Below are 21,440 nucleotides of genomic sequence, written 5' to 3' on the forward strand. Positions count from 1 at the left end.
TAAATAATCCTTTCCGCTCAGCGATCGTACGGCATGAAGTTGCGCTTGATGATGCGCTCGTCCACGGCGGATACGATGTCGGTGCCGCGGGCGGACCGGATGAATTTATTGGTGCGTTTGATCATACCATGCTGTTTACCGGCGACGTTATGGCGCAGTTTGCCCGTCCCGGTCGTGCGAAAACGCTTCTTGGCGCTCGACTTTGTCTTCATCTTGGGCATTTGAAACTCCATTATTTTCAAGGGCTTGAAAGCCGTTATCACATTGCCGGGAGGCATACCCAATAGGCCCCTTCGGCGCGGAACGCGGGGTTATAGCCCTGCACCCCCGGCCTTGCAAGCCGCGCATCTCCTCTGTGGCGATAAATTACAGGATCCTGTGAAGAACAAAGCTTGCCACTTGCCGCTGTTAACAGGTCTGCTAATGTCCCGGTATGAGGGAGATTTCATTCAGGGGACCAGTTATTCAGATCGTGGCCGTCTTCGGCATGGTCTGGCTTTTCGCGACGACGGCTTTTGGCCAGTCCATTGACGATGATGCCCTCGGCGGATCCAGTACCCAGCCGACCGAACAGGAAGCCAGCGAAGAGACGCCGGAGAAGAAACCCCGGACCTCCACCGGTGGTGCCACTTTTAACCCGGCCAATCTGTCCCGTGTCGAGGTGCTGCCGCCACTGCTGTCCTACAGCCAGTGTGAACTGAAACTGCCGGACGGCTTTGACTGGACACCGCAGGAAATCTGGGCCTGGGAAGAGCGCGCCTGTCTCGGCGAACGCATCGACATGCGGGTCTATTACGAACAGAAATATGGCCGGAAGTTCACCTGTCGCGCCTCCCGCCCCGACTACTATCCCGTCGAGGCTGAGTTGTCGGCGAATTTCATCCAGACGATGATCCGCCAGCCACTTTACAAGCGACTGCTGCATGACCGCGGCATCGAAATTTACTGCGCCCGGATTCGCGACGAAATCCGCCTCAATGATTCACAGCTCCATCGCCCGCTGATCTTCGGTTATTCGCGGCTGGAGAAGGGTGGCATCTTCGTGCGCTTCCGGTCGGAAAGCATTCTTGCCATCATCGGCTCCGTTGTCAGTGAACGTCTGGAAGGCTACGCGCTGCAACTTGCCAGCGACCTGCTGCTGTCAAATGGCTCGCGGTTTGAGAAAGATGTCCGGCTAACCGGTGCCCGGGTGATGGGCAATATCGAAGCCAACAAGTCGATTTTTGACGGCACTTTCCGTCTCAACAATGCGGATGTCGGCCGAAACGCGACCTTCAACGGATCCCGCATGAATGCCGTGCTGATGGCCTCCAGCCGGTTCGGATTCAATATCACGGCTGTCGGCGCAACCTTCAGCGGCCCGCTGAACATGACACTGAGCCGGGTTGAAGGCTCGGTAAACCTGCGCGGTGGTTCCCATTTCCGGGATATCGTCACTCTCGATTCCGCCCTGGTGCAGGGTAACGTCTATGCGGATTCGAGCCGGTTCGAGGGATTGTTCAACCTGTCGAGTGCTGAAATTGAACGTTCCGTGCTGCTCGACAAGAAATCGACATTCAACGAAGTCCGGATGGCCAGTGCGACCATCGGCCGGAACGTCAATGCGGAATCCTCGACCTTCAATGGCCCGTTCATTGGTGATCTGGCGACCATCGGCGGCACACTGATTATCCGAAACGGAGCCCTGTTCAAGGACATCGTCCGCTTCCCCCGGGCCAAGATTGCCGGATCACTGGAAGCGGCAAGCGCGGTCTTTGAGAAGCCGATCGATTTCTATGGCATCAACATCAATGGCGGTGCCTTCCTGAAAGACGAGTCTACTTTCAAGGACGTAAACCTGTCCGCCGCGACCATTGGCGACAGCCTGCAGCTGACCGGCAGCACCTTTGATGGCCGGCTTGACCTGACCAACGCGACAATCGCCCGCGAACTTCATCTGACATCTCCGCTGTCGGCAGAAGACCGGACGGCAGATGGCCCGATCAATCACCCGCCGCCAATCTGGACCGACAAGGCGCATCTGATCCTGCGTAACGTCACCGCCGGGGCCATTCAGGACACCGCCAGTGCCTGGGACAATCTGAACGGACGTCTCGATCTGGTGGGCCTGACCTACGAACGGCTCGGGGGGCTGCGCTCTACCCGGGACAGCACGATGGCTGCCCGTGATGAAGACTGGCTGCTGGACTGGCTCAGCATGCAGCAGGACCGTGAATTTGCCTTCATGCCGCAGCCTTATGAGCAGCTTGGCCGGATTCTGCGTCAGACCGGCCAGACCGAAAAAGGCGAGGATATTCTCTACGCGCTCCGCGATCATGAACGTACCCATGATGCGACCACCATCGGCATCCGGCTCTGGCTGACCTTTACCTGGCTGTTCATCGGGTATGGCTATGAGGTGCTGATCGTCGTGCTCTGGCTGTTCGCGCTGATGGTCGGCGGCGGGATGTACATCTACTGGACGCCGGTCGGACGACAGCTGGGCCTGAGATGGTGTCTGTTCTACAGCCTCGACATGTCGATCCCCTTTGTCGACCTGAACCCCGAGGAACACTGGGCGCTGACCCAGACCATGAGCATCGGCACCCAGATCTATACGGGTATCCATCGGATCGTTGCTCTTATTCTGGCGTCCTTCCTGGCCGCCGGTATGTCCGGGATGGTCGGGTAACCGGGAAATAAGATCAGTTCCCTGCTCCGGGCACCACCTTCCGGGGACCGAAACAGGGCTTTCCGTATGCCAGACCTTTCGTACCACTTGCCGGGCGGGCTGGCGGGGCTATAAACGATTCATGCACATGCTTCACCACATCTGGCTGTCCGCCCAATGCCGCAAGGTCCGCGTGGCGCTTTCAGAAAAAGGCATCACCTTCTCGATGACGGTCGAACCGGTATGGGAACGGCGGGAATCCTTTCTGGCGGTCAATCCGGCAGGTGAGGTACCGGTTCTGGTACAGGATGGAACACCCGTCTGCGGCCATACGGTCATCACCGAATTTCTCGAAGACAGCATTGCTGAACCGCCCCTGCTGCCGGCAGCCCCGGGCGACCGGGCAGAAGTGCGGCGGCTCACCGACTGGTTTGACCGTAAATTCCAGGAAGAAGTTCACGACCAGCTGGTTGGCGAGAAGGTCATGAAGCGGTTTTTGCGTCTCGGCCAGCCAGACAGCGCGGCCATCAGGGCCGGACTGTCGAACCTGCATCAGCATCTGGAATACATCACCTGGCTCAGTGACCGCCGGCGCTGGCTTGGCGGGGACGCCTTCAGCATCGCAGACATCGCCGCAGCAACACAGCTGTCCTGCGTCGATTATCTCGGAGATGTGCCCTGGTCAGATTACCCGGAAGCAAAGAACTGGTATGCGCGGGTGAAAAGCCGCCCGTCTTTCCGGCCTCTGCTGTCCGACCTGATCCCCGGCCTGCCACCCCCCGCACATTACACCGATCTGGATTTCTAGTTGTGAGATTTCATTAGGTTGGTCTATCCGGAAGCTGGTGTTGTGAGACATCAACTGGTCCAAGAGCGCCCGAATGAACATCCACAAGAATGCCCACCTAACACCCATCCGTCGAGCCGAACTCGCCCGCGCGGTGCTCGAAGATGGTTGCTCCTTTGCAGCTGCCGATGTCTCCTTCGGTGTAACAGCAAAGACAGCCGCGAAGTGGGTCCGCCAGTTCGTCGACGAAGGCGAGGACGGTCTGACGGACCGACTAGCCGTAGCGTCGGCTGGGAGTACGTCCACATCACATCGACGATCACAGCCGCATCGCGACTTCCGGCATTTTTCCTAATGAGAAAACCGTTAGCGCAATCGCTGCGTTCAAGACAGCCATCGCCTTTTATGAGCACCTTGGGACCAAGGTAGAGTGAATCATGGCCGACAACGGCAGCTGCTACAAGTCAAAGGCCTTCGCAGCTGTATGCCGCGACCTTGGTATAAAGCACATCCGCACCAAACATATACGGCTGGAACCAACGGCAAGACGGAACGCTTCATCAAACGGCAATCTGCGAATGGGACCTAATGCACGCGCCTACGACCTGCCTCTCTGGCTTCATGACTACAATTGGCACCGACCACACGGAGGCATAAACTTCGTCCCTCCAATCCGGTGGCTCAACGCCAACCGGAGCAACCTATAGAACATGCACAGCTAGTGGCTCTTGCGATAGACGACCTTCGATTCGCTCAAAACGCCAAAATGCGACACAAACGCCAAAATGCGATAAATTAGTCCATCAAGAATATTAATAAAAACAATTAATTATAACAAGTATGGGCGATTTTTAATTTTAGATTTGATAACTAGTCCATATCTCTGTACAAGATTCTTTTTGAATCTCAAGGAGCTGGGCCAATGGCGACAAAAAAGCAAATTCAGGAAAAAGACTTCGTCCAACTGGCGCGGATCGCACTGACTGGGCGCGCCCAAGACATCCAAGTCGTAATTCATCGGCTCATAAAGCAATACCGTGATGGACGTCCCGAGCTGGCGGACTCGTTGATGGCACTACTCCGCGAGTCGCCAACAAGGTCTTCGCCGCTGCGAAAAGAGTCTACCCAACCTCTACCAGTCGATCTTGATTCCAGGTTCCAATTATTGCGGATCGAGGACGCGCCTGTGCTGGATCATGAGCCCGTTTTTTCAGACTTGGTCGTAGACGTGTTACGCCAACTTGTCGGCGAACGATCAAGAGTTGATGCCCTTCGTGATGTGGGATTAGAGCCAACGCGGACCGTTCTTTTTACCGGCAAGCCAGGCGTTGGCAAAACTATGGCCGCACGTTGGTTGGCTCGCGAGATGAAGCGTCCGCTATTGATACTGGATTTAGCGGCAGTGATGAGCAGCTACCTCGGGCGCACGGGTTCGAATCTCAGGCATGTTCTAGATTACGCGAAGTCCATTGACTGTGTCCTTTTGCTCGATGAATTGGACGCCATTGCGAAGCGGCGCGATGACACGGGCGAGATAGGAGAACTCAAGCGACTAGTGACTGTCCTTCTACAGCAGTTGGACGACTGGCCCGCAAGCGGCTTGTTGGTAGCTGCCACTAACCACTCTGAATTGCTCGACCCGGCAATATGGCGGCGGTTTGAGGCGAAGATTGATTTCCCGATGCCATCAAAAGAAGCCGCTGCCCGATTCGTCGAAGATCAGTTGGCCGACTTCTCCGAAAACGCTTCGAAATGGGGTTCTGTACTCTCTCTCGCTCTGCAAGGAGCCTCATACAGCGATTTGGAAAGCGGAATTCGATCTGCCCGCCGGTACGCCGCTCTGAATGGGAACGGTCTTGAATATTATTTGGGGAAATTGCTGCGAACGGATGGCTTGCAGAAAAAAGACGCCGTTGACCTTGCCGTAAATTTGGTTGCGTTCGGTCTTCTCTCTCAAAGGGACGCTCAACAACTTACCGGCGTCTCTCGCGACACCATACGCAAACACATGGCAAAACCATCAAACAAGATGACGAATGATAGGGAGGCCGTGAAATGAAACAAAACTTTCTACTCGGCAAAGGCGAGAGGCTGACAGACTCTATAGTCATGCCCCCTAGCGGTGGGCCGAAGGAGCCGCCCTATACTTTTCATGAAGCGAGGGGGCGGCTCACCGGGCGGCTTTCTGTAGCGAGCAAAGAAATAGACACTCTCCCCCCTCAAGCGTGCCCAAATGATCTTGCGGTTGTTTCACTAACTCTCAACCCTGAATATATCGCCAAGTCATACTTTCCGAGTGAGTTGCTACGCGAGGTCGGCTTAACCGTTGTGGGGAGTCGTCCACGCCGCATTACACCGGCGCAGAGATCGCGAGGCAGAAAAGCGGAAGAGACCGTAACAACAGAACTTTTTGCAGTTGCTCGAAGAAGCACCATATCTGAATGGAGCGTTAACTTCGGCAATTGGATGCCTGCGGAACGCATTCAAGATGAACTGGCATCTATCGAGGATATCGCCGCGCCCCGTCCAGAAAGCAAAATTAAAGGAGCGGTTTCTGATGGCATGGCCGTGATGGAAGTCGTTATGCACACTCAGAGCCAGAGCGCGCAACATGACGGCATAGTGATCGGCGGGCTCCAAGAATATCTCGAATATTTGGGGATGGCGTTTGAATTTGGGAATCAATTCGCCGCCGGAGGCCTTATGTTCGTTGAGCTTGATGCTCCGGCAGATGCCATCTCCGACATAGCACAATTTTCGCTCGTGAGGGCCGTCCGTGAAATGCCCCGCCTTCGGATGCTCCGACCAACGATCAGAGCCTCGGCGGTCCATCCGCAGCCCGTCACGTTGCCCGCAGAAGGCGCGGTCGATCCCAATTTGAAAGTTGCCATATTCGATGGCGGCGTGCCGGATACGCATCCCGTAACAAGTTGGGTGACGCCCATCGATGCGCCCGGCGTCGGCGCACCTGTTGGAGACTATCTTAAGCATGGTGTGGGTGTCAGTTCGGCGTTCCTGTTCGGTCATTTAAACCCGAAAGATCCCTTGCCAGCACCTTTTGCCAACGTCGATCACTATCGGGTATTGGATGATGAACCGGGCCTAGACCCACATGAACTTTATGAAGTTCTTTCCCGAATTGATTCTGTCCTGGCAAAGTCCAGCTATCAGTTCGTCAACATCAGCCTTGGCCCGCAACTTCCTATCGAAGATGACGATGTTCATGCATGGACCGCCGTGTTGGATGACCGGCTGTCGGAGAATGACACGCTTGCAACGATTGCTGTAGGAAATGATGGTGAAGGTGATGCCACGCTCGGCTTGAACAGGGTTCAGGTTCCCGCCGATTGTGTGAATGCACTCTCCATAGGGGCCTGCGACACGCCGTCGTCAGGCTGGGCGCGAGCGCCGTACAGTTCGGTCGGCCCTGGCCGCAGCCCCGGCCTTGTAAAGCCGGATTTGGTTGAGTTTGGGGGCTCGACAGAAAGACCATTCCTAGTTCTTAGTGAGGGAGACACGCCGTCCTTCGACCCGACAGGCGGGACATCGTTCGCAGCCCCTAGTGTGTTGCGGATGGGCGCAGGGGTTCGTGCCCATTTCGGCGATTCACTGAATATGTTGGCGATAAGAACTTTGCTCATTCACCAAGCAGAAACGAGCGACCATTCCCGGCTTGAAATCGGATGGGGACGTAATGCCCGTGATATTTCCGACATCGTCTTATGTGACGATGATGCCGTTCGGATTGTCTATCAGGGCTCCATCAATCCGGCCAAGTATATGCGGGTGCAAGTGCCCATGCCTAACAAGACGATCCGTGGATTCGTAACGATCAAAGCAACTCTTTGCTACAAATCCCATGTCGATCCGCACCATCCAAGCAACTATACGCGGGCAGGCTTAGATGTCGCGTTCCGGCCACATGACAGAAAATTCAAAAATGCGAGGCAAGCTCATCCGAACACGAAGTCATTCTTTGGAGACCAAGTCAAAGGAATGACCGAAGAAGAGTTGCGGAGAGATGCCGCAAAATGGGAAAATTGCCTACATGCGGTGCGTCGGTTTCGCGGATCAAGTCTGAGTAAGCCATGCTTCGACATTCATTACAACGCCCGAACCGAAAGCGGTAAATCGAGTTCTACCAAGCCGTTGGATTATGCGATGGCAATCACCATCCAGGCCAATCATGCGGTCGATCTTTACGATCAGATTGTCCGCGAATATGCAACAGTCCTAGAACCCATTCGACCGACAATCGAAATTCCGGTTCGCGTTTGATTGCAGCTTCGAGCATCTAGATATGAGGTTTCAATAGGTTGTCCATCCGGGCGGTATCCAGGAAGCTCGTGCGTAAGACATCAACTGGTCCGGGAGCGCTAGAAATCACATCACCGGTTTGACAGCGACGGCTACTCCGCGGCTGCGGCCGGGGTCTTCCGCCGCTTCGGACGGGTACCGGCCGGCTTGGCGGCAGGCTTGCTGCGGTCGCGGGTCTTGCCGTTATCGACAGCTTTGGTCAGGCGCTCGCGGATCTTCTTCAGTTTGGCTGCCGATTCAACTTTCAGACCAAACACATCTTTCACATAGAACACATCGACCACCCGCTCACCATAAGTGGTGATATGGGCGGAGTTGATCGACAGGCCCAGCTCAGTCAGCGCCGAGGTAATGTCATACAGCAGGCCCGGCCGGTCACGTCCGTTGACCTCGATCACCGTGCGGCTGTTGCTGGCGGAGTTATCAATCATCACCCGCGTCGGCACCTTGAAGACATCACGGCGGCTTTTGATGACCGGCGGTTTGGCCAGTTCGGCCACCACCTTGCCTTCACCGGCAATCGCTTCATCAATGGCAACCGTCAGCTGGGCCAGCCGCTTCGGATTATCGAACATCCGGTCGTCATCATCCTGAATCCAGAAACTGTCGAGGGCCATGCCATTTGCCATGGTGACAATCCGGGCATCGACGATATTTGCATCTTTCAGCGCAATCGCCCCGGCAATACGGGAAAACAGGCCGGGATGATCTGCCGCATAGACCGTCAGTTCCGTCGAGCCGCGATAACTGTCATGCCGGTGCGTGATCGTCAGCGGCACCGCGTCCCGGTCGGCATCGCGGATCAGCCGGGCATGGCGGATAATCGCGTCCGGCGGGAAAGCCAGCCAGTAGGCCGGGTAGGACTTGTCGACAAGCGCATCCCAGTCTGCGTCGCTCCACCCCGACAGATTTTCGCGCACCGCCTGCTGGGCACGTTCAACCCGCGTATCCCGGTTTTCAATGGTCAGACCGCCGGACAGCATGTCGTCGCAGGCATAATACAGCCGGCGCAGCAGAACCGCCTTCCAGTTGTTCCAGATATTCGGTCCGACAGCGCGAATATCCACCACGGTCAGGATCAGCAGCAGTTTCAGCCGTTCCGGCGACTGCACCACCGTCATGAAGTCCTCAACGGTTTTCGGGTCATCGATATCGCGCTTGAAGGCCGTCGCACTCATCAGCAGGTGATGCCGGACCAGCCAGGCAACGGTCTCCGTCTCCGCCGGGCTCAGCCCCATGCGCGGGGCGATTTTCAGCGCCAGATCCGCACCCAGTTCCGAATGGTCGCCGCCCCGCCCCTTGGCGATATCATGCAGCAGAACCGCCAGATAGAGCGCCTGACGGGAATCGATCTTGCCGATGACCTCACTCGCAATCGGCACTTCGTCTTTCAGCTCACCACGCTCGATCCGGTGCAGCATGCCAATCGCGCGGATGGTATGCTCATCAACCGTGTAGACGTGGTAGGTATCATATTGCATCTGCGCAACGACCCGCCCGAAATCCGGCAGGAAGCGGCCAAAAACACCGCATTCATTCATCCAGCGCAATGCCTGTTCCGGATCACGGGGCGACGTCAGTATCTCCATGAACAGACGGCTGGCCTCTTCATTGCTGCGCAGCTTGCCATTCACCAGCTTGAGGTTCTCGTTGATGGCCTGCAGCGCGTCCGGGTGGATATCCAGCCCGTGCTTTTCGGCAATATTGAAGAAGCGGATGATATTCACCGGCTCTTCCCGCAGCGTCGCATCATCCTCAACCGTCAGCCGGTCACCATTCAGCCGGAAACCGGCGATTTCCTGTGACTGGCGGCGGAACTTGTCGATCACCCGGCGGTGCAGCCGGCGTTTCGGCTTGTGGCGTTCCTCCAGCACGGCGCAGATCATCCGTGTCAGATCGCCGACATTCTTGGCGATCAGGTAATAGTGCTTCATGAAGCGCTCGACCGCCGCCGCACCCGCATGATCCTTGTAGCCCATGCGTGCCGCGATTTCCGGCTGCACATCAAAGGTCAGTCGCTCCTCCGGACGGCCTGCGATCATGTGCAGATGCATTCGTACCGTCCACAGGAAGTCCGTCGCCTTGTCGAACTTCCGGGCCGCCGTCGCATCAATGACGTCGCAATCCTGCAACTCCCGGACATCCTCGGTGTTATAGATATAACGACCAATCCAGCGCAGCGTCTGCAGGTCACGCAGACCGCCCTTGCCGTCCTTGATATTCGGTTCCAGCACATAACGGGAATCACCCAGCCGGTCATGCCGGTCGTCGCGCTCTTTCAGTTTGGCGGCGACAAATTCCGATCTGGTTTTCAGCACGATTTCGGTCTGAAACCGGTCTCGCAGTTCATGATAGAGTTCCTGATCACCCCACAGCCAGCGCGCGTCCAGCAGCGAGGTCCGGATGGTCAGGTCGTCCGTCGCATAGCGCATGCATTCGACAATGGTGCGGGTCGCCTGGCCAACCTTCAGGCCCAGGTCCCACAGCATATAAAGGATATATTCGACAATCTGTTCGACCCGGGGCGCGTCCTTGTAGGCGCGCAGAAACAGCAGATCGACATCAGATTGCGGGGCCAGCCGGTTCCGGCCATATCCGCCGACTGCGATGATGGTCAGCAGATCCGACGTGGTGCGCGAACCGGCGGAATAGACATGCTGATCGGCAATGTCATGAATGATCCGCACCAGCTGGTCAATCATGTAGGAACGTCCGGCAACCGCCTCGACCCCGGTCATCTTGCGGTCCAGAAAACGGGATTCAATTTCTGCTTCCCCCGCTTCCAGCGCCTCTTTCAGACGGGCAAGAATAACGTTGCGGGCATTCGCCTCACCAACCAGTGCTTCCAGCTCGACCACCAGTTTCCGGCGATCAATAATCTCTTTCCGTCTGCGAACCTTCGGGGCGAGCATCTGTCATTCCATTATGAATTCAATCCTGACAAACATAATGCCTGCCACCCGTAATGACGAGGGCTGGCTTCAGGCTGCCAGTCAGGGCCGGCAGAGTTTACCCGCAATGGCCCGGGATTGTGCTTCGGCACGGGCCATGTTTTCCGCGGCCTCATCAAGATGAAACCTCACCACCGTCGCCAGCATGTCGCGCTGCCCGGGAACCAGTTTCAGTGCATTGACCCATGCCGCCAGGCGCGCCTCACTGAAGGCAGGCCAGTCCGGCAGATCAGCCAGATAGGCCGACCGCGAGCATTCAACAATCAGGGCGTCGTCACTGTTATCAATGACGCTGCGATCAGAAACTCCGGGCACCGCAGAGAAAAAATAGTCTGTATCGATACTGGCACTGAGCTGATTAACCCGCACCACAGGACGCACAGCCAGCGGATGCAGATGTAACGCATGGCCGACAAAACCCGCCGCGCCGGCGGAAACATAGAACTGGCTGGGGCGGCCACTGAATGGCTGACTGTCGATGAACTGACGCCGGAATGAAGGGTGTGCGTGATCCAGCGTGAAGCGCAGCAGCTCTCGCGGCGCTGCCAGAACCGCCGCAAGCTCCGGCGCTGCCGTCTCCAGTATCGCCTCACAGGTAACATGCGGGGTGACAACACCGACAGCCCGTACCCCGTCCGCCATGCGCCGGGCAATTTCTCCCAGCGTGCCATCTGCATAGATCAGGTCGGCCAGCGGAAACAGGGCTACCAGATCCGGGTCGTCCTCTGCCGCCCGGATCGCCACTTCGAGACAGCGCGACATGATGCTCAGCTTCTGCCGGATACCGTCAGCGGCGACAGAAAATTCCCCGATATCCTCAGGCAGCGCCTTGAAGCGGACATCACAGAACCGGGCCAGTTGTTTCATCAGGGGATGGCTGGCCAATACCGGCAGGTCCTGCGGACGGGTATAGACCAGCGCCGTAAAGGTTTCAGGCGTCGCAAAGGCGGGCAGGTTGCCCGGCTGAAGCAGGCTGGGCAGACCCGCCTTCAGGAAGAAATCGCAATAGAAATCACCCCAGACCGGCAAGGCCGCGACATAGCGGAGCGCCCGGCTCACGGTTCCCCGTCGGCTTCAGCACGCAACCGGTACAGCAGATCAAGGGCGCTTTTCGGGGTCAGTTCATCAGGGTTGATTTCCCGCAGCCTGCCTCGGATCGGATCCGGTTCGCCAGAGGCCACCATCCCCGCCTTCGGGCGCTCGGCCATCGCGGCAAACAGGGGCAGGTCTTCTGCCAGCCGGGTCACCGCCCCGGACTGGTCACCGGCTTCGAGGCTGCGCAGAACCTCCTCTGCGCGGGAAATCGAGGCCGCCGGCAGGCCCGCCAGCCGGGCAACATGAATACCGTAGGAACGGTCAGCGGCACCGGCCATGACCTCATGCAGAAACACCACGTCGCCATTCCATTCCTTCACCCGCATGGAATGACAGGCCAGAAAATCCAGCCGCGATTTCAGCGCCGTCAGTTCGTGGTAATGGGTCGCGAACAGCCCCCGGCAACGATTGACCTCATGCAGATGTTCGACCACGGACCAGGCGATCGACAGCCCGTCAAACGTCGCCGTGCCCCGCCCGATCTCGTCCAGAATAACCAGCGCCCGTTCCCCGGACTGGTTCAGGATGGCCGCCGTCTCCACCATCTCGACCATGAAGGTGGAACGGCCCCGCGCCAGATCATCCGCAGCACCGACCCGGCTGAACAGGCGGTCGACAATGCCGATATGGGCCGTCGTTGCCGGAACGTAGGAGCCGGTTTGCGCCAGGATCGCAATCAGCGCATTCTGCCGCAGGAAGGTACTTTTACCGGCCATGTTCGGGCCGGTCAGCAGCCAGAGCCGGGCATCGGTTTCCAGATCACAGTCATTCGGCGTGAACGCCCCTTCCTGGGACGCCGCCAGTGCAGCTTCGACCACCGGATGACGACCCGCCTCGATACGAAAGGCGCGGCTGTCATCGACAACAGGCCGGTTATAGCGCCGGTCCTCGGCCAGTTCCGCCAGTGCGGTCGAGACATCAAGGATAGCCAGACTGCGCGCCGCGCCGGAAATTGCATCGGCTTCCGCGGTCACCGCCGCAATCAGCCGGTCAAAGACTTCCAGCTCCAGCGCCAGTGCCTTGTCGGCGGCCTGCGAAATCCGGCCTTCCAGCTCACCCAGTTCGACCGAGCTGTAACGAACGGCACTGGCCAGCGTCTGCCGATGGATGAAGGGGCCGTCTGACGGCATCTGGTCCGCCGCCTTCGCCGAAACCTCGATGAAGTAGCCCAGCACATTATTGTGTTTGATCCGCAGATTGGTGACACCGGAAAGTTCCCGGTATCCCGCCTCCAGTTCCAGCACATGCCGGCGGCTTTCATCACGCAGGACAATCAGTTCATCAAGCTCGGCTGAAAACCCGCGGGATATGAAGCGGCCATCCCGTGCATTCACCGGCAGGTCTTCGGCCAGCGCATCAGTCAGCTGCGTAATCAGTGCCTGATGGTCGCCGATCGACAGGCAGGCCTGCTGCAATTCAGCGGGCAGGCTGTCCGCGGGCAGGGCTGCCGCAATACCGACAGCCTGCGTCAGCCCGTCACGGATTGCCGCGAGATCACGCGGGCCACCGCGCCCCAGCAGCAGACGCGACAGGGCGCGCTCGATATCCGGGCATTGTTTCAGGGCCGCCCGCAGGTCTTCACGCAGGCGCTGTTGCGTCAGGCAGAACTGAACCGCGTCGAGACGGGCTTCGATCCGGGCGGCATCCGTCAGTGGTGCCGCCAGCCGGTCGGCCAGAAGACGGGCACCGGGGCCGGTAATCGTGCGGTCAATGGTGGCCAGAAGACTGCCGCTGCGGTCGCCGCCAAGGGTGCGGGTGAGCTCCAGATTGCGCCGCGTTGCCGCATCAATTTCCATTGCCGCGCCGGCAGCCTGACGCTTCGGCATGCCAAGCCGGGGCATCCGGCCTTTCTGGGTCAGGTCGAGATAGTCAATCAGCGCCCCGGCAGCCGCGACTTCAGCCCGGGAGAAGTCACCGAAAGCATCCAGCGCCCGGACATTGAAACATTCCAGCATCCGGCGCTCAGCTCCGGCGCTGTCAAAACGGGAACCGGGCAGCGGGCTCAGAATATCGTGGCTGTCATCCATGACATCACGCAGCTCTTCGCGCCCGTAAAGCCGGTCCGGTACGATCAGTTCACCGGGCGCAATGCGCGCCAGTGCAGCCGCCAGACCTGCCGCCGTAACAGGTTCGGTCTGGAAGTCGCCGGTCGACATATCCGCCCAGGCCAGGCCGAACTTACCCTGCGCATCGGCCAGCGCAGCCAGATAGTTATGGCTGCGCGCATCCAGCAGGTTGTCTTCTGTCAGGGTGCCCGGCGTGACGACACGCACCACGTCCCGGGCCACCAGCTTGTTACCCTTGCGCTTGCGTGCCTCCTCCGGGGCCTCGGTCTGTTCGCAAACCGCGACCTTGAAGCCTTTGCGGATCAGCTTCGACAGATAACCCTCATGACTGTGGACCGGCACCCCGCACATCGGGATATCCGCACCGTCATGACTGCCCCGCTTGGTCAGCGTGATATCCAGCGCCGCAGATGCGGCCACCGCGTCGTCAAAGAACAGTTCGTAGAAATCACCCATACGATAGAACAACAGGCAGTCCGGATGGGCCTGTTTGATGCCGAGATACTGGGTCATCATCGGCGTGGCGGCGGCTGGTTCCGCCTTGCTGGTGCTGCTGTCTGGGCTCATGCCCAAGATATTGCAGTCTGCGCGGGCGCTCGCAACCACGGCGTCACCCCGAACCGTCAAAAGAAAGCGGCGAACCTCAATCTGGTGAGATTCGCCGCAGGAGGCCGTGAGCCCCCGGGAGGTGTCAGGCAGTCATGGGAGACCTGCCTTCGGGTGGTTCAGGCAGCGCCGAGTTTTCCGCCCGGTGCGCGATCATGGTGAAGAAGCCCGCTGATCCGGGAAAACAGGCGGGAGAAGAAAGCCCGGAATGCTTCTGAGCGTTCCCGGCGGCCGCGTGCCATCAGCTCTTCAAGCTGCGCTGCGGTCATCAGTCCGTTTCTGTAGGTCATGATAATGATCCTTTCTGGTTACCAGACACATCAGGGTCCGGCATTTCTGTTGCCCTGAATGTGGACCTGATTGCGTTCCGCGACAAACGGGTTAATCTTGTGTTTCAGTTAAAATATTTTTGTCTGAAATGCCTGATCGTTTACCACCCCTGAATGGCCTTCGCGCCTTTGAATCTGCGGCAAGACACCTCAGTTTCGCCAGGGCAGCGGATGAACTGAACGTCACACCGGCTGCGCTCAGTTATCAGATCAGAAACCTCGAAGATATCCTCGGCGTGAAGCTGTTTGAACGACGCAACCGGTCGATTCTGCTGACCGAAATCGGCCAGCTTTCCGTGCCGAAGGTTCGTGAGGGGTTCGAGAAACTCCGCGAAGCGACCGCCATCATGAAACCCGGACGGACCAGCAACGTGATGGTCGTGACCTGTGGTCCGGCTTTCGCCGCAAAATGGCTGGCCCCGCGTCTTGTCCATTTCATGGAACGCCATCCGGATATCGAAATACGGCTGGCCGCAACCATGAACCTGCTGGATTTCGGACAGGAAGGTATTGATGTCGCCATCCGGTTCGGCCCCGGGCCCTATCCCGGCCTGCACCGGACCATCCTGTTCGAGGAAGCCATGACACCGATGTGCAGTCCGGAACTGCTGCGTGGCCCCAGACCCTTGCAAACCCCGGCCGATCTGGCCGGGCATACCCTGATCCGTGACGAATCCATGGCGCAGATCAAAGGAGCACCGGGCTGGATCGAGTGGCTGAGCCTGGCCGGTGTCACCGGAATCAACCCCCTGCGGGGGCCGGATTTCAGCCATGCAGATCATGCCCTTGATGCGGCAATCGGCGGCGGCGGCGTTGTACTGGGGCGGCGGAGGCTGGCCGTCAATGACCTGCGCACCGGGCGACTGGTCGCCCCGTTTGATATCGATCTGTCGACAGGGCTGGTTTTTTCCATCGTCTGTGAGCGCGACCGCAGGGATGACCCGGTCATTGCCGCCTTCATCGAATGGATTGAAGAAGAGGCCGCAAGTGATCTGGCCTGCTGAGATATCAGGATGCGATTGACGGCAGACCGGCTGACCGGGTTAGGATGGGACATGTTGATCCTGCGCCCTCTCCTGATTGTCTGTGCCCTGCTGCTGGCCGGTTGTCAGACGACAACATCAGACGGATTTGATGACCGTGCTGTCCGGCTGGGTGCGCCGGGCGACGCCGAACTGAAAGCCTTTACCGGACAGGTTGCCGCCAATGCGGCGGAGCGGGGCCTGACCAGCCAGCAGGCCGCCGACGCCTTTGCCAGACTGGGCTGGGAAAGACTGCTGATCCGCAAATATGATGAGGCGACATCCCTGCTCAATCGTGCCTGGGTTCTGGATCCGGACAGTCCGACCATCGCCGCAGGCTTTGCCCTGATCCGCCATTACCGTGACGATCAGCCGAAACTGGCCCGCCAGGAACTTGTCGCCGCCATCAACCGGCAGCCGAATGATCCGGCGCTCCGCATGCATTACGGTCGTCTGCTGGCCGATCAGCGGGAAGACGAAAAAGCCGTGGTCGCGTTTCAGCAGGCGCTGGTACTGGATGCGGAAGTACCAAATGTTCATCTGGCACTTTCAATTCTCTACCGGCGGATGGGCGATTATCGCAAGGCGCTCGATCATGCCCGTATTGGCCATGCACGGGGTGAAATACCTGACCCTCTCTGGATCAGGGCACTGGAAGACCGGATCGCCGAAGACGGCTGATCCTGTATGATCAATCTGACATGCGCCCCGTCTGCAAGGATCTGACGTGACATCACCCGCTATCCTGAATGACCTGAAAGGCGCCCTGACCGGGGCTGCCGCCATACTGCCTGCCGTGCTGTCCTCCGGCGTGGTGATCTTCGCACCGCTCGGGGCCGAATGGCTGCCGGCCGGCATTGCCGCTGCGTTCATTGCCGCTGTTATATCGATTGTCGCGCTGGCGCTGACTGGCGGATCCGGGTTTCATCTCGCCTGCCCCAAGACGGCGGTAGCCGCCATCCTTGCCGGGGCCTGTACACAACTGATGACGGCGGGAACCGACCTCAGCGACGGGCAGATAATCCTCGCGATATTCGCAGCTGTCATATTATCCGGCGCTCTTGAATTCACGCTGGGGGCAACCGGCCTCGGGCGTTTCGTCAAATTCGTGCCCCAACCTGTTATTGCCGGTTTCCTCAACGGGCTGGCGATTCTGGTCGTGCTGTCCCAATTCCCGGCCCTGACCGGGATTTCCGGCGGTATGGCTGCCGTCATCCATGATCCGTCGCAAATCTATCCCGGCGCGCTGATACTGGGAACCCTGACCATCATCGTCATGATTATCAGCCGGGCCAGAATGCCGGGGCTGCCGGCACCACTGGTCGGACTGGTCACAGGCTCCGGCCTTTATCATCTCGGCCTCATGTTCTGGCCCGCGCTGAATATGGGCGGCGTCATCGGCGAAAGCGGAGAAGCCATCCGGCTGACGCTGGTCATTACGCAGATTCCGGCCCTGTTCACCGGTCCGGCCACAACCGGCCTGCTGGCCGTTATCCTGTCGACGGCCCTGTCACTGGCTGTCATCAACGCCATCCAGACATTGCTGTCAGCGACAGCCATCGACAGCGAAACCGGCAGCCGTCACGATTCCGGACGCGAACTGCGGGCGCAGGGACTGGCTCATATGTTCTCCGGCGCGCTGGGCGGCATGACATCGAGCGGCACGGTTCCCTATACCCGCGCCGCCCTGTCCGCAGGTGGCCATGGCCGGCGCACCGCCCTGCTTGTCGCCGGTCTTCTGGCCGCAGTGGGGTTTGGTGCGGGCCCGGTGATGGCCTGGCTGCCGAAAGCTGTCGTCGCCGGCATGATCCTGATCATCGCGCTGGGCGTGGTCGATCGCTGGACCGGGCAACTGATCCGCGGCTGGACCACTACCCGCGATCCCGCCATTCGCCGGGAAATCGGAGGCAGCCTGTTCATCGTGATTACCGTGGCCCTGCTGGTTGCCCTGTCCGACCTGGTGATTGCCGTCGGGGTCGGCATGGCGCTTTCCCTGCTGGCGCATCTGCAGACCGCCAGCCGCACGGTTGTTCACCGGGCCTTCGACGGCAGCAGCACCCGCTCAAGGGTCGCCCGCCCGCTCCGCGACCTGCAACGGCTGGAAAACGATGGTCACAAAATCCGCATTCTGGCGCTTCAGGGGCCCCTGTTCTTTGGTGCCACCGACTCGCTGATGGTTGCGGTTGATCAGCATGCCCCGGAGACAGGCACCCTGATCCTTGATCTGCGACGCATCACCAGCATCGATTCCACCGGCGCGGCAGCCCTGGCCCAGATTGACCGTAATTTGTCACGCGACGGGGTCCGGCTGCTGCTGGCCGGTCTCAGCGAAAGCCATTCCGGACGTGCCATGATCCGGGAAGCAGGCCATATGGCGTTTGAAGATGACAGCCGCCTGTTCGAGGATTTCGACAGCGCCCTGACCGCAGCCGAAAACCAGTTGTTGTCTGACAGCGGTGACGCCCCGGCCAGCCGTCAGGTTCTGGCCCCGAAAGACCTCGATCTGTTCCTCGCACTGGACCCTGCGGCGCTCGATCTGATCGCGGGCCGCCTGCATCGCGAATCCTACAATGCCGGTGACCGGCTGATCGTTGAGGGAGATCGCAGTGATGCCATCTATATTCTGGCCAGCGGTCAGGCATCGGTGCTGAAAACCCTGCCGGATGGTCGCGCCGTGCGGCTGGCCACTTACCTGCCCGGTGTCGTGCTCGGTGAGATGGGCGTGCTGGGAGATACCGCCCGCACCGCCGATATCGTCATTGATATCGCCGCCGTCTGCTACCGGCTCACCGCGACCGATTTCGAAGCTGTCTGCCGGGAAAACCCGGCGACGGCACTGGCACTTGTCCGCGGCCTGTCACGGGAACTCTCCAAACGCCTCGCCGCCACCTCCGCTACCCTGCGGGAACTGGAACGCTAGCGCCGCGCCTCTCACACAGTTGCCAGATAGACGGTCTGGGTAACCTCGGCATTCTGCTGCAGCGGGTTGGCGAAAGTGACCGGCTTTGCCACGGCAGTCCTGAAGACTTCTGCCAGTGCAGCGGTAAAGGCCGGGTCCGGCGGGTCGTTCGACCACAGACCGAAGACGCCACCCGGTTGCAGCCTGCGGGACAGGGCGGACAGGCCTTCGGATGTATAGAAGGAAGCATTGGCCGGGTTCAGGAAGAAGTCCGGCGCATGATCGATATCCACCAGAATGGCGTTGAAGCGGCGGCCCGGCTGACCGGCATCATAACCATCGGCTGAGGCAGTGAGGCGGAAAAAATCACCTGAAACCAGACGACAGCGGTCATCGCCGGTGAGGGTCGGCCCCAGCGGCAGCAGACCGGACCGGTGCCAGTCGATCACCGCATCGAGATGTTCAATCACTGTCAGGGAAGCGACGCGGTCATTCTGCAACACGGCCCGCGCCGTATAGCCCAGACCAAGACCGCCGACGAGCACGTCCAGATGATCGCCCTCAATGGCTGCCAGTCCGAGATCCGCCAGCGCGATCTCGGACGCGGTGAACAGGCTCGACATCAGATGCTCGTCGCCAAGGATGATCTCGAAGACATCCACATCCAGCGCCATCACCCGGCGGCGGCGCAGACTGACCGGCCCGATTGGCGTTTCGCGATAGTCGAGTTCTTCAAACAGACGGCTCATGGCGCTCCCTTCTGACCCGGAGGATGCGGCCAGAGACGGAGGCTAACACGGTTTCAGCGCCAGTACAGTGCCGCCGGGTTATCCACCAGCAACCGCTGAAGGTCGGCCGGGTCAGGGCAAATGACCCCCAGCCGGTCAACCAGCAGGCCGTCATCCGGCACATGGGATTTCATGTTCGGATGCGGCCAGTCGGTCCCCCAGAGCACGCGGTCCGGTTTCAGGGCAACCAGTGCATGGGCGATCCGGTCGACGTCGCTGTAGGGTGGACCGGCAGCCGACAGACGTTCGGAGCCGCTGACCTTGATCCAGAATTTGTCATCCCCGTCGATCAGCGAAGCCAGCCGGACAAAAGCTTCGGAGTCCGGCCCGCCTTCGACAGGCACACGGCCCATATGGTCGATCACGACCGGTATCGGGACCTCCTTCAGAAAATCCTCGATGCCCGGCAGGTCTTCGGTCTCGAAATAGACAACGATATGCCAGCCCAGCCGCGCTATCTTCTCGATGATCGCACGACGCACCTCAACCGGCTGTGCAGCTTTCAGGCGTTTGACAAAATTGAAGCGTACACCCCGCACACCGGCTTCATGCAGCTGCTCCAGTTCGGCCATGTCGATATCCGGGCGCACGATGGCGATGCCGCGATAGGCATCACCACCGGCGATCAGCGCATCAACCATGGCGCTGTTATCGGTGCCATGGCAGCTGGCCTGCACAATGACAGAACGCTGAAAGCCAAGGAACCGATGGCGCTGGAACAGAGTCTCCTTCGGAGCATCGACCGGGATATAGCTGCTGGTCGGCACATAGGGGAAGACATCGGCCGGGCCGAAGACATGACAATGGCTGTCACATGCCAGATCGGGCAGGGTGATATCCGGTTTTTTCGGATCGGGGTGAAACGCCAGATAGCCAGGTGAAACCACAGTCAGTGTCCTCGGTTCAGATTTTCAGTCAGGGCGAAGGGTCAGCAGGCTATTTGCCGACCTTGATACCGGCTTCGGCAAAATAGCGCAGGGCGCCGGGGTGATATTCGACGACGCTGGCCGGAGCCATTGCCGCCGACTTGCCGCGCTTGAACGCACCGAAGGACGCACCCAGCTTGTCGAAGTTTTCCGCGATGACCTTTGTCATGTTGTAGACCAGTTCTTCCGACGCATCCTTGTGAGTAACCATGACCCAGGGGATTTCGACAATATTGGCCGCTTCACCAAGGCCCGGAATCTTGTCGTTCGCCTTCATGGAGATAATGCTGGCGGCGGGCAGGAACTTCTTGAAGCGCGCCTCTGCTTCCGGCGATGAATCCAGTGAGACATACTGGATGCCGCCGTTGGAACGGAGCTGCGCATCAACCTTTTTACCGGCGGCGGAATTCAGGCTGATCAGGGTCACATCCACCAGATCGTCACCCAGGGCGAACATGCCCTTCACAAAGTTCGACACCGGTACCTGTTTGAAGTCGTCATAGGTCATGCCGCCATTGGCGAGCGCGCCTTCGATGTAATATTTGATGATCGTCGAAGCGGTATATTCCGAGGCAATCCGCAGGTCTTTCGACCGTGCCTTCAGATCAGCAATCGTCCGGATACCGGAATCGGCGCGGACCATCAGGCCGGTGCGCAGCGGAAACATGACGCCGACCATCCGCAGATTAGGATTGGCCGTACCGTCAAAGTTACCCGTTCCGTTCAGGGCATAATCGGCTTCGACAGCGTTGCAGAAACCGAAGTCCATTTCGCCCCGGTTGATCAGCGGCATATAGGCTGCCGTTCCGGCGAGGGGCTGGGTGCGGGCCGTAATGCCACCCACCTGATTGGCAACCTTCGCGACCGCCTGACCGGTGTTATAGCCAAGGCTGCCCTGCGCGCCTGTGGCGATACCCACGACCTGTGCCTGAATGGAGGTGCTGGCGATCAGTCCGGACAGCAGCCCGGCGCCAAGGATCATCAGTTTGTTCATGTCGTTTCTC

15 protein-coding genes and 1 pseudogene are annotated in these 21,440 nt (G+C 59.1%); 8 read left to right on the forward strand and 8 right to left on the reverse strand.

The window, feature by feature from the left end; all coding sequences use genetic code 11:
• Window positions 1–17: 17 nt before the first annotated feature.
• The gene (gene rpmI / locus GH722_06240; protein MRG71357.1) at window positions 18–221 is read right to left on the reverse strand and encodes a 50S ribosomal protein L35; all 204 of its coding nucleotides are present in this window, start codon (window positions 219–221) and stop codon (window positions 18–20) included.
• A gap of 212 nt (window positions 222–433) precedes the next feature.
• Here rpmI and GH722_06245 point away from each other — a divergent pair, with 212 nt between their 5' ends.
• The 5 genes and pseudogenes from GH722_06245 to GH722_06265 all read left to right on the forward strand — a co-directional run bounded on the left by GH722_06245 (window position 434) and on the right by GH722_06265 (window position 7,715).
• A complete protein-coding gene (locus GH722_06245; protein MRG71358.1) occupies window positions 434–2,671 on the forward strand; it encodes a hypothetical protein in 2,238 nt (745 codons plus the stop codon).
• A 121-nt stretch (window positions 2,672–2,792) separates the two neighbouring features.
• The gene (locus tag GH722_06250; GenBank protein MRG71359.1) at window positions 2,793–3,458 is read left to right on the forward strand and encodes a glutathione S-transferase family protein; all 666 of its coding nucleotides are present in this window, start codon (window positions 2,793–2,795) and stop codon (window positions 3,456–3,458) included.
• A gap of 73 nt (window positions 3,459–3,531) precedes the next feature.
• A pseudogene (locus GH722_06255) lies at window positions 3,532–4,144 on the forward strand (DDE-type integrase/transposase/recombinase).
• Window positions 4,145–4,359: 215 nt separating this feature from the next.
• A complete protein-coding gene (locus GH722_06260; GenBank protein MRG71360.1) occupies window positions 4,360–5,496 on the forward strand; it encodes an AAA family ATPase in 1,137 nt (378 codons plus the stop codon).
• Entirely contained in the window at window positions 5,493–7,715 is a 2,223-nt protein-coding gene (locus tag GH722_06265; protein MRG71361.1) for a S8 family serine peptidase, read from the forward strand. The genes GH722_06260 and GH722_06265 overlap by 4 nt, the downstream gene beginning before the upstream one ends.
• Window positions 7,716–7,846: 131 nt before the next feature.
• Here the strand turns inward: GH722_06265 and GH722_06270 are convergent, their stop codons facing one another.
• The 4 genes from GH722_06270 to GH722_06285 form a co-directional block, all read right to left on the reverse strand.
• On the reverse strand, window positions 7,847–10,666 hold the full coding sequence (locus GH722_06270; GenBank protein ID MRG71362.1) for a [protein-PII] uridylyltransferase: 2,820 nt from the start codon (window positions 10,664–10,666) through the stop codon (window positions 7,847–7,849).
• A gap of 81 nt (window positions 10,667–10,747) precedes the next feature.
• Entirely contained in the window at window positions 10,748–11,764 is a 1,017-nt protein-coding gene (locus GH722_06275) for a hypothetical protein (protein ID MRG71363.1), read from the reverse strand.
• On the reverse strand, window positions 11,761–14,433 hold the full coding sequence (gene mutS / locus GH722_06280) for a DNA mismatch repair protein MutS (protein ID MRG71364.1): 2,673 nt from the start codon (window positions 14,431–14,433) through the stop codon (window positions 11,761–11,763). The genes GH722_06275 and mutS overlap by 4 nt, the downstream gene beginning before the upstream one ends.
• A 158-nt stretch (window positions 14,434–14,591) precedes the next feature.
• On the reverse strand, window positions 14,592–14,762 hold the full coding sequence (locus GH722_06285; GenBank protein MRG71365.1) for a hypothetical protein: 171 nt from the start codon (window positions 14,760–14,762) through the stop codon (window positions 14,592–14,594).
• A gap of 128 nt (window positions 14,763–14,890) precedes the next feature.
• Between GH722_06285 and gcvA the strand changes: the two genes are divergently transcribed.
• The 3 genes from gcvA to GH722_06300 are packed head-to-tail and all read left to right on the forward strand — an operon-like array spanning window position 14,891 to window position 18,743.
• A complete protein-coding gene (gene gcvA, locus GH722_06290; protein MRG71366.1) occupies window positions 14,891–15,805 on the forward strand; it encodes a transcriptional regulator GcvA in 915 nt (304 codons plus the stop codon).
• A gap of 9 nt (window positions 15,806–15,814) precedes the next feature.
• On the forward strand, window positions 15,815–16,504 hold the full coding sequence (locus GH722_06295; protein MRG71367.1) for a hypothetical protein: 690 nt from the start codon (window positions 15,815–15,817) through the stop codon (window positions 16,502–16,504).
• A gap of 46 nt (window positions 16,505–16,550) precedes the next feature.
• Window positions 16,551–18,743, forward strand: a complete 2,193-nt coding sequence (locus tag GH722_06300; GenBank protein ID MRG71368.1) for a cyclic nucleotide-binding domain-containing protein — start codon at window positions 16,551–16,553, stop codon at window positions 18,741–18,743.
• Window positions 18,744–18,754: 11 nt separating this feature from the next.
• Here GH722_06300 and GH722_06305 read toward each other — a convergent pair whose 3' ends face one another.
• The 3 genes from GH722_06305 to GH722_06315 are packed head-to-tail and all read right to left on the reverse strand — an operon-like array spanning window position 18,755 to window position 21,430.
• Window positions 18,755–19,471: a spermidine synthase gene (locus GH722_06305; protein MRG71369.1), complete on the reverse strand. Its 717-nt coding sequence runs from the start codon at window positions 19,469–19,471 to the stop codon at window positions 18,755–18,757.
• A gap of 53 nt (window positions 19,472–19,524) precedes the next feature.
• Entirely contained in the window at window positions 19,525–20,397 is an 873-nt protein-coding gene (locus GH722_06310) for an amidohydrolase family protein (protein MRG71370.1), read from the reverse strand.
• Window positions 20,398–20,446: 49 nt separating this feature from the next.
• Window positions 20,447–21,430 carry a TAXI family TRAP transporter solute-binding subunit gene (locus GH722_06315; protein ID MRG71371.1) on the reverse strand — a complete coding sequence of 328 codons (984 nt, stop codon included), beginning with the start codon at window positions 21,428–21,430 and terminating at the stop codon, window positions 20,447–20,449.
• Window positions 21,431–21,440 lie beyond the last annotated feature (10 nt).

This window comes from Alphaproteobacteria bacterium HT1-32 (assembly GCA_009649675.1).
In the GTDB taxonomy this organism is placed as follows: Bacteria; Pseudomonadota; Alphaproteobacteria; order Rhodospirillales; family HT1-32; genus HT1-32.

Coding starts and splice junctions, on each gene's coding strand:
- rpmI (MRG71357.1), bottom strand. CDS start 221: ATGCCCAAGATGAAGACAAAGTCGAGCGCCAAGAAGCGTTTTCGCACG.
- GH722_06245 (MRG71358.1), top strand. CDS start 434: ATGAGGGAGATTTCATTCAGGGGACCAGTTATTCAGATCGTGGCCGTC.
- GH722_06250 (MRG71359.1), top strand. CDS start 2,793: ATGCACATGCTTCACCACATCTGGCTGTCCGCCCAATGCCGCAAGGTC.
- GH722_06260 (MRG71360.1), top strand. CDS start 4,360: ATGGCGACAAAAAAGCAAATTCAGGAAAAAGACTTCGTCCAACTGGCG.
- GH722_06265 (MRG71361.1), top strand. CDS start 5,493: ATGAAACAAAACTTTCTACTCGGCAAAGGCGAGAGGCTGACAGACTCT.
- GH722_06270 (MRG71362.1), bottom strand. CDS start 10,666: ATGCTCGCCCCGAAGGTTCGCAGACGGAAAGAGATTATTGATCGCCGG.
- mutS (MRG71364.1), bottom strand. CDS start 14,433: ATGAGCCCAGACAGCAGCACCAGCAAGGCGGAACCAGCCGCCGCCACG.
- GH722_06285 (MRG71365.1), bottom strand. CDS start 14,762: ATGACCTACAGAAACGGACTGATGACCGCAGCGCAGCTTGAAGAGCTG.
- gcvA (MRG71366.1), top strand. CDS start 14,891: ATGCCTGATCGTTTACCACCCCTGAATGGCCTTCGCGCCTTTGAATCT.
- GH722_06295 (MRG71367.1), top strand. CDS start 15,815: ATGCGATTGACGGCAGACCGGCTGACCGGGTTAGGATGGGACATGTTG.
- GH722_06305 (MRG71369.1), bottom strand. CDS start 19,471: ATGAGCCGTCTGTTTGAAGAACTCGACTATCGCGAAACGCCAATCGGG.
- GH722_06315 (MRG71371.1), bottom strand. CDS start 21,430: ATGAACAAACTGATGATCCTTGGCGCCGGGCTGCTGTCCGGACTGATC.